Consider the following 11751-nt stretch of genomic DNA (forward strand, 5'->3'; position numbering starts at 1 on the left):
GCGGCCGCGGCCGCGCCCACGACGGCGAGCGTGAGACCCGTCCATGTTCTCCTCGACGTCCGGGCGCCCTGGCCCGCGGCGATGAGGGCCTGCCAGACGGGCTGGGTGGCGACGAGGGCGGTGGACATGGCGACCGAGGTGAGCCGGGTACTCGTCATGAACGCCGCGAAGTGGAGGGCGAGCGCCGTGGCTGCGAGGAAGCCGAAGAACAAGGGCCGCCACTGCTCTCGGCGCAGGAGGGTGCGCTCGCCGCGCGTCACACGCACCACCTCGCGGCGTCGCAGCAACAGCAGGAGAGGCCCGAGTACGACGAAGCCCAGGCAGTTGCGCCAGAAGGCCATGGCGAGCGGGGCGGCGGTGCCGGAGGCGGTCAGGGGGGCGGTGGCCGAGATGGAGACAACGGTGACCACCATCGCCACCACGGACAGCGGATCGCCTTTCCTCTTCACGCGCCGCTGCCCTCGCGTGCGGTCGATCGGGCCGAGGCGGACGCCAAGCCGTTCGGGCGATCGGACATGGGCAGCGGCCGAGTGAGATGAATGCGCCGTCGCGAGAAGCGGTGGTCGAACCCGGACAATCCTTCGGAATGCACGTGGAGATCCCCGCATCCGCTCCCCGGGCGATGCGTTCCGCCCGATTCCTTTTCACTGCCGATCGAGAATTCAGACCACTCGTGCACATGGAGTGATATGCGGTCACGAGGCCGGTCGGTTATTTCCGTGTCTTCCATCGCGGGAATTGACTCCGATTGAACGTGGTCGGTTCGAGTCCGAGGTTTGTCAGGAGGGACGGAGCCTTCGGTGAGGCTTCTTGACCGAAGGAGATCGTAGGTGACGATTGATACGTCCGCCCGCGCCGTTCAACGGCACATCGACGTCCGCGCGATGGGGGACAGAAGCTTTCGTCCTGGACGGCGACCAGGCTGATCACCGTCGGTCCTCCAGGAGCGCACAGCGCCGGCTTCCGTCGTTTTCCCTGGTCAGAGGCCCGTTGTTCGAAGCTGCTGGTTGAGGTCCGATCCGCCGGCGGCTGGGGTGACAGCCGCCGCCGGAGCCGAAAGCCGACGTTCTCCGACCGTGCTTCGTATGCGCTTCGGTCCGAACACGGCCCTTCCGTACAGCGTGCTGTGGACTGAAGGGCAATTGACTGCGTGACATTGTCATCGACGGCTCGTCACCGGTCAGGCTCGGAACAGTCCTGTCAGCACGAAACGCTTACCGGGAAAGGCCCGCCGCGCGGGATGCGGGAATCCGGTGGGCCGCGACTGTTATGTCCGTGCACGGTTGTCTGCTGAAGTCACGGCTTTGAGAGATGCCGAGGTCGCGTCGATGTGGGGCGACCATCGGATCAAGGCATGCACCGTCGCGGCACATGAGATGCGGCACCCACTGGTCGGCACGCTCACTGTCGTCCAGCAGACCCTGAGCCATGGGCATCCCGGCACCCGTACAACTCGCACGCCGCGATTCCGCGTGGGGTCCTGTGGCACGCCGAGGTTCGCGAGGTACGACAGGGCGACGCCCGCCCGGTCGCCCGCCACCGTGTCGCCGCAGGTCACGAGGGCACACTCGCCTGTACCGGAAGGCAACAAAGGCGCGCACCGCTCCTGGCGAATGCGGCCCCACCTCAGAATCGACCCACGGGTCGCCTGTGATTCCGCGGCACTCCCACCGCGCCGAAGAGATCTTCCGTGGTGGCAGCCGGCACCCGGCCGACCGCCTGGCCCTGCGCCCGGTGTGCCGGGCTTTCGCCGTGCGTGGCGTCGTGGACATGGCGCGGAGAGCACCTCAGTGGAAAGGGCAGTTCAGATGTTCCAGCAGAAAAGCGGAGGCGGACTCACCGGGAGTGGCGAAGCGCCGCGGCAGGTCGAGGCCGACGGCGTTCAGGGTCGGCGAAGCGGCCTCGGCCTCTTTTTCGCTGTCACCTTCGCGACGACCTGGACCTTCTGGCTGATCGTGATCACACTCGGCGGATCGCCGACGAGTTCCCCCACCGCCATTCCCTTTCTGCTCGGTGGCTTCGGCCCGGTGTTCGGCGCGATCGCGGTACGGGTGCGCCGCGTCCGCCGCGGGGAGCCCGTACCCGTTCATACGGTGAGATTCCGGCAGGGCGTACGCCTGTTGTGGGTGCTGCCCCTGCTGGCGTTGACTTCGGCGTCCGTGGTGGCGGGCGCGTTCCTCGCCGACTTCCTCGGTGACGCCACGGTGAGCCTGAGCGAGGGCAAGGAACTGATTTCGAGCGTCGGCGGAATCGTGCCGTTCTTCGTCAGTATGCTGATCGGCGGTCCGGTGGCCGAGGAGCCCGGCTGGCGCGGCACCGCGTATCCCCGTCTGCGTGCGTCCATGAGCCGGCTTCGGGCCGGACTCCTGCTGGGTGCCGTCTGGGCGGTCTGGCATCTGCCGCTGTTCTTCATCGAGGGAACCGTCCAGGCGGAGCTCGGGCTGCTGAGCTGGAGCGGCCTGATGTTCTCGCTCAGCGTCTTCCCCGTGGCCCTGCTGACCGGTTACGCGTACGAGTGTGCCGGAGTCGCGGCGGCCGTCGCGGTCCATCTCGGTTTCAACGCGACCATGGCCGTGCTGACCGTCGAGTCCCCGCTGACCCAGGCATGCGTCCTGGGGGTACAGGTCGCCCTCGCCGGCACGCTGCTCGCCACGCGGCGCGATCGCCGGACGGGCCCGCACCTCCAGGTGGCGCTTCAGCCGGGCCAGGACGACGCCGAGGCGTCGCGGCGGATCGCTCCGGTCGGCTGACCGACCCCATCGCGGCCACCAGGACTTCCTTACGGCAACGCCGCGGCCCGGACAGGGGCGCGGCGTTGCCACTCACCAACGAACAACGCCGAAAGGGCACTTCCATGCGATCCACCCGTACGCGCACCCGCACGCTCGCCGCTCTGGCCTTTCTGACCACCACGGGCCTGTTCCTCACGGGATGCGGTCCCGACTCCGCCGCCGACGGTTCCGGGAGCGGTTCCAGTCCCGCCGCGAGTGCCGGTGCCGACGAGAAGGGCGACTCCGACGCGGGTTCGGGTGGCGGGAGCGAGAGCCCGAGCGCGGGTAAGGAGTCCAGCGCGGGTAGCGACTCCGGCTCGGGTACGGATTCCGGTTCGGGTACGGACTCCGAAGCGGATCCGGGTTCCGGTTCGGACGGCGGAGCCGATGACGCCCCCGGCAGCGGTACGGAGAACGGCCCCGTCGACAACCCCGACGCCCCCGGCGCCGACGGTACGTTCCACGGCGAGCTGACCTTCTGGGCGCCCGGCAAGCTGCGGGTCGGGGAACGAGCCTTCTGGGTCGCCGCCGACACCGAGATCATCGGCGGGGAGATCTGCGGGGACCCCGAGACCCCGGAGGCCGAGAAGTGCACGCCGGATGAGCTCGACGACGCTGCGAAGGCAGGCAACCTGCGCGTCGAGGTGACCATCAAGAAGGGCATCGCGGAGCGGGTCCGGACGTACTCGTGACGACCACGGGCCGGGACCGCCCAGACCATAGGACACCATGACGACGAAGGCATTGATGAACCGAAACGAGATACGCCCCAGGGAGGTGGAGGCGGCCTTTCTGCTCTTCCTCGTGGCGATTGCCCTGAGCCCGGTCTCGTGGGTGCTGGACACATTCGTCATCTCTCCCTCGGGATTCGATCAAATGCGTGGCGAGACGGGGGAGGACGGAGCGATCCGGCAGACCGCCCTGTCCGCCGGATTCACGGTGGTCACCACCGCCCTGCTGCTGTTTTTCGCCCTGGCCATGCGCCGGGGGCGGACATGGGCGCGGAACGCGATCACCGCCGTCGGCGCCCTCCTGCTGTTCGTTCTGGTCAACAGCGTGAGCTCCGACGAATATCAGCCGGAGGCCACCGCCGGCGGCGTCTACGATCTTGTCGTCGGTGTCAGTCCGGTCGTCCTGATCGCCGGTGCCGTCGTGCTGATGTTCCTGCCGACGGCGCGTACGTACTTCTCGACCGCACACTCCGAGTAGAGCAGCTCCGGTCCGGCCCGTCGTGGGCCGGACCGGAGCTGTTTCTGACGATCTGGCAGGTATGTCGCATGGACATGGATGTTTTCGTTCCGGAGTTCATCAGGAAGAGCTGGACCGAACTGGAGCTGGAATCGCTCTGCGGTCCGGGGCCCGGATGGATCGACCGGGCGGGCGATCTGGTGGTGGTCGACGGCGATCTGAACTGGTCCACTCCGGAATGCGCCGGTTCCGGGATCGACAGTTTCGAAGTGAAGCCCGGCGTTCACCCGGTCTACGCGGGAAGTGTCGATCTGGGAGAAGACTCGGGCCGGGCGCGGTACTACGTGACCACGTTGTTCGTCGCCCTCGCCGCCGCCGACGAACTCGCCGATTCGACCTGGGATTTCGACGAGTCCTCCGCTCTGCGTATCGATGGATACGCGTGCCTGTGGAGCGACAGAGCCGAACGGAACATGCCCGTCGAATCCCTCGTGAGGTTCAAGGAGTCGACGCTGTCCACCGGGGTCCTTTCCCGCCGAGGTCCCTGGTTCGACGAGGTGACCGATCCGGACTCCGGAGCCAACGTGATGGTGTTCCCTGTGGCCGACAACAGCGTGTCCACCCTCAAAGCCCTGAACGAGAACGGCGAACTCCTCGCCCTGCTCTATCTGACCTGGTCCCCCTGACATCACGGCGGGCCGCGGGGCGTGTCACCCCCTGCGGCCCGCGCGCGGCTTCCCGGGAACTCACCCTGGCCGAGCGGACAGTTCGAGGGTATGGACCTGAGTATGCGTGCCCGGATACGGGCGGGAGACCCGGAGGCGTTCGGGGCTCTCTTCGACGACTGCGCCCGCGGTGTACAACCACGCCTTCCGGCTGACCGGGGACTGGTCGGTGGCCGAGGACGTACTGTCCCTGGCTTTCCTTGAGGCGTGGCGGCCGCGGGAGTCGGTCGATCCGGACGGTGGGTCCTTGCGCCCGTGGCTGCTCGGGGTCGCGACCAACACCGCGAGGAACACCCGTCGTGCCGCCCGGCGTCACGAGGCCGCCGTCGGGCGGCTTCCGCGCGAAGAGGCTTTCCCGGACTTCGCCGAGGAACTGGTCGGCCGCATCGACGACGCCGACCGGATCACCCGGCTTCGGGAGGCGCTGTCCCGGCTGCGAGGCCCGGAGCGGAAGGTGGTCGCGTTGTGCGTCTGGTCGGGTCCCGACTACGCCACGGCGGCCCGGACACGGGGCGTCCCCGTCGGGACGGTGCGTTCACGGCTGTCTCGCGCCCGTAAGAAACTGCACAAACCGCGGCCTCGGCATACAGGGCACCCACCATCCCGGAAAACACCAGGTCCGGACAGAGGCGAACCTCTGTCCGGACCTGGTCACTACTTGCGCATCACCCCGTAGGGTAATGGTTCGTGTCCGAGGGGGGACTTGAACCCCCACGCCCGATAAAGGACACTAGCACCTCAAGCTAGCGCGTCTGCCATTCCGCCACCCGGACGAGGTGTCTGCCGGGCGGCCCGGGGCCGTTCCGACGTGGAAAACCATAGCAAACAATCAGCGGTGCTCGATCACGGCCGTCGCAGCCCGCCCCGTGTGACGGACGTATGTCGGGCGGGGAACCGCCTTGGGGTGCGGGGGCCGTACACGGGAGTATGAGGGGACCACCAGCACCGACCGTGGGAGTGAGCAGCGTGAGTGAGTCGAACGCGGGCAGGACCGTCTCCGGCGAGGACGAGGTCGTCGACCTCTGCCGCGATCTGATCCGGATCGACACCAGCAACTACGGCGACCACTCCGGACCGGGGGAGCGGGCCGCCGCCGAATATGTCGCCGAGAAGCTCGCCGAGGTGGGCCTCGAACCCCGGATCTTCGAGTCCCACAAGGGCCGCGCCTCGACCGTCGCCCGGATCGAGGGCGAGGATCCCTCCAGGCCCGCCCTGCTCATCCACGGCCACACCGATGTCGTCCCCGCCAACGCCGACGACTGGACGCACCACCCGTTCTCGGGCGAGATCGCCGACGGCTGTGTGTGGGGCCGCGGCGCCGTCGACATGAAGGACATGGACGCCATGACCCTCGCCGTCGTACGGGACAGGCTGCGCAGCGGCCGTAAGCCCCCGCGCGACATCGTGCTGGCCTTTCTCGCCGACGAGGAGGCGGGCGGCACGTACGGCGCGCGGTATCTGGTCGACAACCACCCCGATCTCTTCGAAGGCGTCACGGAGGCGATCAGCGAGGTCGGCGGCTTCTCCTTCACCGTCAACGAGAATCTGCGGCTGTATCTGATCGAGACGGCGCAGAAGGGCATGCACTGGATGCGGCTGACGGTCGAGGGCACCGCCGGACACGGCTCGATGACCAACACCGACAACGCGATCACCGAGCTCTGCGAGGCCGTGGGCCGGCTCGGCCGCCACCAGTGGCCGGTGAGGATGACCAAGACCGTACGGTCCTTCCTGGACGAGCTGTCCGACGCGCTGGGCGTCCCGCTCGACCCGGAGGACATGGAGGGCACGCTCGCCAAGCTCGGCGGGATCGCGAAGATGATCGGCGCGACCCTGCGCAACTCCGCCGCTCCCACCATGCTCGGCGCCGGCTACAAGGTGAACGTGATCCCCGGCCAGGCCACCGCCCATGTCGACGGCCGCTTCCTGCCGGGGTACGAGGAGGAGTTCCTGGCCGACCTCGACCGGATCCTCGGCCCCCGGGTCAGGCGCGAGGACGTGCACTCCGACAAGGCCCTGGAGACGAGCTTCGACGGGAGCCTGGTGGACGCCATGCAGAGCGCGCTCCTGGCCGAGGACCCGATCGCGCGGGCCGTTCCGTACATGCTCTCCGGCGGCACCGACGCCAAGTCCTTCGACGATCTCGGGATCCGCGGTTTCGGTTTCGCGCCGCTCAAGCTTCCGCCGGAGCTGGACTTCGCCGGGATGTTCCACGGTGTGGACGAGCGAGTGCCGGTGGACGGACTGAAGTTCGGTGTTCGCGTACTCGACCGTTTCATCGATCAGAGCTGACACGACGGCCGGCGGAGAGTCGGCCGGGAGTGGGCACAGGACTCTCAACAATCGGCAGCGCGTGCGTATTTGACTGAAAGGAGTGAATGCGACCATACGCTCGTAGCCTCATTGGTTCCTCCTCGTTACAGGTGTTGCGGCCCGCGGTTGGGGCCGCGCTTGCCAACAAGGAGGAAATAATGATCAAGAAGATCGTCGCCGCCGCGGCCGTCACGGGTGGCCTGGTGCTCGCGGGCGCGGGTATGGCTGTCGCCGACTCCGACGCCCAGGGTGCCGCCGTGAACTCTCCCGGTGTGGTCTCGGGCAATGTCATCCAGGCCCCCATCCACGTGCCGGTGAATGTGTGCGGCAACACGATCTCGGTGATCGGGCTGCTGAACCCCGCCTTCGGCAACGTCTGCATCAACAAGTGACGACGTATCTCTCACCCGTGAGGGTCTGAGCCCGGGCGGCCCCGGAGTGCGCGCCATGCACTCCGGGGCCGCTGGGCATCCTGCCCCGGCACCGATGCCCAGGGCAGTCCCGGAAGGCAGAAGGCAGGGATCCAAGCAATGCGACAGGTCACGCGCAAAGGCCTGATCACCATGGCGGCCGCGGGCAGCGTGCTCGCGCTCGGCGGCGGCCACGCGCACGCGGACTCGGGAGCCGAGGGAACCGCGGCGAAATCTCCGGGCGTGCTGTCCGGGAACACCGTGCAGGTTCCGGTGCATGTACCGGTCAATGTGTGCGGCAACACCGTGGATGTCGTCGGGGTGCTCAACCCGGCGTTCGGCAACGGCTGCGCCAATGGGCGCGGCCCGTCGTCCGGCGGTCACGGCGGCGGCCCGCACACCTCACCGCAGGGCGGTGGCCCGCACCACGGCGGATCGCATCAGGGCGGTCCGAACCAGGGCGGATCGCATCACGGCGGATCGCACCCGGGCGCCGCACACACCGCGCCCGCCGGCGGTTCCCACGCGGAGGGCGGTTCCGCGAACTCGCCCGGCGTCGGCTCCGGCAACACGGTCCAGGTGCCGATCGACATCCCCGTGAACGCCTGCGGGAACAGCGTCTCCATCGGCGGCCTGCTCAACCCCGCCATGGGCAACGGCTGCGCCGACGATTCGCCCGTCGCGCCGCCAGCCGGGCCGGAGCGGCCCGAGAGGCCCGTCACCCCGGGTGAGCCGAGCGAGCCGGGCAAGCCGATCCAGGTGCGCGCGATCCCGCCGTCGCCGAACGCGCCCGAGCCGCAGACGGTCGTACGGCCCGCGGGCACCGAGACGCTCGCCCGGACCGGGGCGGGTGCGCTCGGGATCGCCGTTCCGGTGGGCGCGGGGCTCCTGATCGCGGGCAGCCTCATCTACCGCCGCGCCCGCTCCGCCGCGTAATCGGACGCGTACGGACGGCACCTACGGCGGTCGGGTACGGATCACGGGCGGGCCTCGCGTCAGCGGGGCCCGTTCCGCCGTACTCACCAGGTGGCGCGTACCTGGCGGATGATGCGCCGGCGCAGCCGCACTCTGCGACTGCCGTCCCGGTGCAGGCTCAGGCGGTCCAATTCCCAGTGCCCGTACTCGGCGTGGTCGGTGAGCAGACGGGCCGCTTCCTTGCGGGAGACCCCGCGCGGCACGTACACGTCGACAAATTCGTATTCCGGCATCGCATCTATTGTGCGGGCAGAGGCCAGGTACGGATAGCGTCTGCACTATGTCTGATGCTGCGCAGCCCACCGCTGCCGAGGTACGCGCCGCCGCCGAGGCGGTCAAGGTAGCCCTGGACCGCCATCTAGCGGCGGTCGAACACCGCACGGGTGAGGACGATCCGGCGGTCTCCGAGGCGTTCAATGCCCTCGCCGTCGCGGCCGAGGTCTACGACGAGCGGCTCTACCACCGGTACGACGAAGTCACCCCCTTCGAGATCCCGGATCCGGACGACTCGCTTCCGCCGTACAGGGGTCCGGAGGAGCCGAACGCCCTCAGTGTGCTGATCCGGCGCGACTACGCGGTGGTCGAGCCGCAGCGGCTGCTCGCACAAGCACAGCGCATCGCCGATGTGGACGGCGACACCGGCACCGGCGGTGTGGTGGGCGGCAGTGTGCATGCCGCTCTCGGCGTGCTCTTCGGCGAGTACGAGCCGGACGAGATCGCGTCCCGGCACAAGGAATTCGGACTCGAAGAGGGCGATTCGACCCTCTGGGTGTCGGCGGCCGACGATCTGCCCGAACCGGGGGAGTGGCTGAGTGCCCCCTTCGACCAGGCCGACCCGCAGCAGGTGGTCTGCCGCTTCGATGTGAGTGCCGTCTTCGACGAGGACGATCTCGACGCGGATCTGGACGACATGGAGGAGCAGGACGCCTGACCGGCGGCACGGGACGCCCGACCGGCGGCGCTGGCACAGGGCGCCCGAGCGGCGGCCGGGGTCGCTGAAGGGCGCCGGACGGCCGCCGGGGGTCCGGACGGGCTGAGCATCCAGCCCGTCCGGCGCGGGGAGATCACGCGAGCCCCACGGTCGCGCCCAGTCCCACGGTCACGCCCTGTCCCGTGTCCGGTCACGGCCTGTCCTGTGCCGCCCGTCCTGGCCGCCTCGGCGCTACGGGTGCTGTGCCGCCGGTGTCAGCAGGCCCTCGATCAGCGGGCGGAGCCGGGTGGTGCGCTCCTGGGACGGGATCGTGGCCACCGCGTGCGGCAGGGCCTGGTCGACACCGTGGACCACGGAGAGATGCCGCTCGCCCCGGCCGAAGGCCGTGTAGACCCAGGGGCGGCTCAGCCCCTGGGCGGCGTCACCGGGAAGCACCACGACCGCGGCCGGCCAGCGCATCCCCGCCGCCTGGTGCGCGGTGAGGGCCCAGCCGTGCCGTACGGCCGACTCGACACGCTCCCTGGGGACCATGACCTCCCCGCCCTCGCAGTCGAGCCGCAGCCCGTCCTGGTCCGCCGAGACCACGGCGCCCTGGAGCGTCCTGCCGGGCGAGGGCGCATAGGCGATCCTGTCGCCCGGGTCGAAGCCGCCGAACCGGCCCGGGCCGGGATTGAGCCGCTGCTTGAGGGCCGTGTTGAGCGCGCGCGTACCGGCCGCTCCGCCATGGCCCACGGTGATCACCTGTGTCTCCCCGGCGGCCGTCCCGAAGGCGCGCGGCACCGACTCGGCGACCAACTGCACCGTGCGGTGCACCGCCTCGCCCGCGTCCCGCACCGGAACGATCACCACTTCCCTGCCCGGAGCCTCCACCTGGTTCAGCTCGCCGACGCCGATGCCGGAGACCAGCTCGCCGACCGGGCCCGGGTCGGGCGTACGGGAGGCGATCTGCGGGCACACACGGGCGGCCAGCAGATCGGCGAACACCCGGCCCGCGCCCGCCGACCACAGGACCCCGGGATCCCCGCTGAGCACCAGCCGGGCACCGTCCGGCAGGGACTCGACGAGCAGCGCCGCCGTCTCCACATCGAGCTGCGGCGCGTCCAGCACCACCAGGAGGCCGAGGGCGAACCGGCCGTCCTCGTCCCGCCCGGGGCCCTCCGTACCGGCGAGCAGCCCGGCGACCGTGACGGCCTCCGTGTCCAGCCTGCCGCGGCCGTTCTCGCCGTGGACCGCGAGGACGGCGCGCACCCCGAGCGCGCGGGCCGCCTCGGCCAGCGCGGCCGGCTCGGCGCGGGCCGCCTCGCCGCCGGTGTGCAGGACGAGCCCGTGCCCCGAGGCCGCGCGGATCAGCTCGGCGGCCGAGGACGAGGGGGCGGCCGTCGCGGCCTCCTCCCACGAGGCGTCGGGACCGGTCTTGACCAGCCGGGCGAGTCCGTCGGCGAGGCTCTCCTCCGCGAGGGCGTAGCGGTCGAGCCCCAGCAGGAACGGCACCGGCACCGGCGCCGCCCCGGCCGGGTCCGCGTCCTGCGACGCGCCGTCCTCGGTCTCCGCGCCCTCCGGGCCCCCCGGGCCCTCTTCCGGGCCGTCCTGGAAGAGCAGCACCGCGCCTGCGGCGACGGCGTGCTCCACGGCCTCGTCGGGCTCGGGCACCGCGTGCTCGGCCAGCGCGCGGCGCACCGACGACGCCTCCAGCGCGGTGTGGCCCTGGAGCGCGGCCCGCTCCAGCAGCCAGCCGACCAGCGCGGCGGCCCGGCGCTCGTCCCCGGGGCCGCACGCCGCTCCCAGCAGCGCCCGCGCGAATCCGTCGGCCTGCTCCGGCCGTACTCCGGGCACGGCGAGGAGCTGCCAGGGATCCTCCCGCAGCGCGTCCGCGGCCCGCTCCCCGAGCACGGTGGCGACCTGCCCGGCGAGTGCCTCCGGTGCGCCGCCCTCCGCGAGGACGGCCCGTACGCCGGAGACGGTCCCGGGCGCGGCGCCCGCAGGCGCGGGCCGGGGCGCCGGAGCCTGTGCGGGCGAGCGCGCGGGTGCGGCGGGCGCGGGCGCGGTGGCGCGTCCGGGTGCCGGACGGCTCAACAGGGCCGGGTCCACCGGAGCGCCGCTCTCCACGGCCCGTACGGCCGCGAGCAGATCGGCGGCCTGCCCGCTCAGCTTGGCACCGGCGGCGATGGGCCCCGCCTTCTCCGCCTTCCGCCGCTCGATCCGCTCCCGCAACTCCCGCTGCGCCGCCAACTCGGCGGCGGCCTCGGACACTTCGGCCCCGCCCCCGGTGCCGCCGGCCGGCGCCGATGGGGCGGCCGGGGCCGGCGGCACCGGGGGCGGGGCCGAAGTGTCCGAGGCCGCCGCCGAGTTGGCGGCGCAGCGGGAGTTGCGGGAGCGGATCGAGCGGCGGAAGGCGGAGAAGGCGGGGCCCATCGCCGCCGGTGCCAAGCTGAGCGGGC

General features: G+C 70.7%; 11 protein-coding genes, 1 tRNA gene and 1 pseudogene. 9 read left to right on the top strand and 4 right to left on the bottom strand.

Features of this window, described 5'->3' with window-relative positions:
- Nucleotides 1–449, bottom strand: a 449-nt coding sequence (locus BFF77_RS27930; protein ID WP_169922743.1) for an EamA family transporter, incomplete at its 3' end; no start/stop codon positions are given.
- Between the two features lie 1359 nt (nucleotides 450–1808).
- Here BFF77_RS27930 and BFF77_RS27935 point away from each other — a divergent pair.
- The 5 genes and pseudogenes from BFF77_RS27935 (at nucleotide 1809) to BFF77_RS27955 (ending at nucleotide 5360) form a co-directional block, all read left to right on the top strand.
- Nucleotides 1809–2750 carry a type II CAAX endopeptidase family protein gene (locus BFF77_RS27935; RefSeq protein ID WP_066955197.1) on the top strand — a complete coding sequence of 314 codons (942 nt, stop codon included), beginning with the start codon at nucleotides 1809–1811 and terminating at the stop codon, nucleotides 2748–2750.
- A gap of 104 nt (nucleotides 2751–2854) precedes the next feature.
- The gene (locus BFF77_RS27940; protein ID WP_066955200.1) at nucleotides 2855–3463 is read left to right on the top strand and encodes a hypothetical protein; all 609 of its coding nucleotides are present in this window, start codon (nucleotides 2855–2857) and stop codon (nucleotides 3461–3463) included.
- Nucleotides 3464–3518: 55 nt separating this feature from the next.
- Entirely contained in the window at nucleotides 3519–3980 is a 462-nt protein-coding gene (locus tag BFF77_RS27945) for a hypothetical protein (RefSeq protein WP_066955203.1), read from the top strand.
- Nucleotides 3981–4048: 68 nt separating this feature from the next.
- On the top strand, nucleotides 4049–4645 hold the full coding sequence (locus BFF77_RS27950; protein ID WP_066955206.1) for a hypothetical protein: 597 nt from the start codon (nucleotides 4049–4051) through the stop codon (nucleotides 4643–4645).
- Between the two features lie 102 nt (nucleotides 4646–4747).
- Nucleotides 4748–5360: pseudogene (locus BFF77_RS27955) on the top strand (RNA polymerase sigma factor).
- 12 nt (nucleotides 5361–5372) lie between these two features.
- On the opposite strand, the gene BFF77_RS27960 reads toward BFF77_RS27955, so the two are convergent.
- A tRNA-Leu gene (locus tag BFF77_RS27960) sits at nucleotides 5373–5457 on the bottom strand.
- A gap of 193 nt (nucleotides 5458–5650) precedes the next feature.
- On the opposite strand from BFF77_RS27960, the gene BFF77_RS27965 reads away from it, so the two are divergent.
- From BFF77_RS27965 to BFF77_RS27975, 3 genes are all read left to right on the top strand, one after another.
- Complete coding sequence (locus BFF77_RS27965) at nucleotides 5651–6976, top strand: M20/M25/M40 family metallo-hydrolase (protein WP_066955218.1); 1326 nt, start codon at nucleotides 5651–5653, stop codon at nucleotides 6974–6976.
- Between the two features lie 179 nt (nucleotides 6977–7155).
- Nucleotides 7156–7389: a chaplin ChpH gene (gene chpH / locus BFF77_RS27970; protein WP_066955209.1), complete on the top strand. Its 234-nt coding sequence runs from the start codon at nucleotides 7156–7158 to the stop codon at nucleotides 7387–7389.
- A gap of 138 nt (nucleotides 7390–7527) precedes the next feature.
- Entirely contained in the window at nucleotides 7528–8343 is an 816-nt protein-coding gene (locus BFF77_RS27975; RefSeq protein ID WP_066955213.1) for a chaplin, read from the top strand.
- Between the two features lie 83 nt (nucleotides 8344–8426).
- Here BFF77_RS27975 and BFF77_RS27980 read toward each other — a convergent pair whose 3' ends face one another.
- On the bottom strand, nucleotides 8427–8615 hold the full coding sequence (locus BFF77_RS27980) for a DUF5703 family protein (protein WP_030354641.1): 189 nt from the start codon (nucleotides 8613–8615) through the stop codon (nucleotides 8427–8429).
- Nucleotides 8616–8662: 47 nt separating this feature from the next.
- Here BFF77_RS27980 and BFF77_RS27985 point away from each other — a divergent pair, with 47 nt between their 5' ends.
- Nucleotides 8663–9313: a hypothetical protein gene (locus BFF77_RS27985; protein WP_066955215.1), complete on the top strand. Its 651-nt coding sequence runs from the start codon at nucleotides 8663–8665 to the stop codon at nucleotides 9311–9313.
- A gap of 231 nt (nucleotides 9314–9544) precedes the next feature.
- On the opposite strand, the gene BFF77_RS27990 is transcribed toward BFF77_RS27985, so the two are convergent.
- On the bottom strand, nucleotides 9545–11725 hold the full coding sequence (locus BFF77_RS27990) for a helix-hairpin-helix domain-containing protein (RefSeq protein WP_079125556.1): 2181 nt from the start codon (nucleotides 11723–11725) through the stop codon (nucleotides 9545–9547).
- Between the last annotated feature and the right edge of the window lie 26 nt (nucleotides 11726–11751).

The sequence above is a fragment of the Streptomyces lushanensis genome (genome assembly GCF_001700515.1).
Lineage (GTDB): Bacteria > Actinomycetota > Actinomycetes > Streptomycetales > Streptomycetaceae > Streptomyces > Streptomyces lushanensis.

Bases quoted from the DNA above. Each gene is read 5' to 3' on its own strand.
- BFF77_RS27935 (WP_066955197.1), top strand. From the start codon at position 1,809: ATGTTCCAGCAGAAAAGCGGAGGCGGACTCACCGGGAGTGGCGAAGCG.
- BFF77_RS27940 (WP_066955200.1), top strand. From the start codon at position 2,855: ATGCGATCCACCCGTACGCGCACCCGCACGCTCGCCGCTCTGGCCTTT.
- BFF77_RS27945 (WP_066955203.1), top strand. From the start codon at position 3,519: ATGAACCGAAACGAGATACGCCCCAGGGAGGTGGAGGCGGCCTTTCTG.
- BFF77_RS27950 (WP_066955206.1), top strand. From the start codon at position 4,049: ATGGACATGGATGTTTTCGTTCCGGAGTTCATCAGGAAGAGCTGGACC.
- chpH (WP_066955209.1), top strand. From the start codon at position 7,156: ATGATCAAGAAGATCGTCGCCGCCGCGGCCGTCACGGGTGGCCTGGTG.
- BFF77_RS27975 (WP_066955213.1), top strand. From the start codon at position 7,528: ATGCGACAGGTCACGCGCAAAGGCCTGATCACCATGGCGGCCGCGGGC.
- BFF77_RS27980 (WP_030354641.1), bottom strand. From the start codon at position 8,615: ATGCCGGAATACGAATTTGTCGACGTGTACGTGCCGCGCGGGGTCTCC.
- BFF77_RS27985 (WP_066955215.1), top strand. From the start codon at position 8,663: ATGTCTGATGCTGCGCAGCCCACCGCTGCCGAGGTACGCGCCGCCGCC.
- BFF77_RS27990 (WP_079125556.1), bottom strand. From the start codon at position 11,725: ATGGGCCCCGCCTTCTCCGCCTTCCGCCGCTCGATCCGCTCCCGCAAC.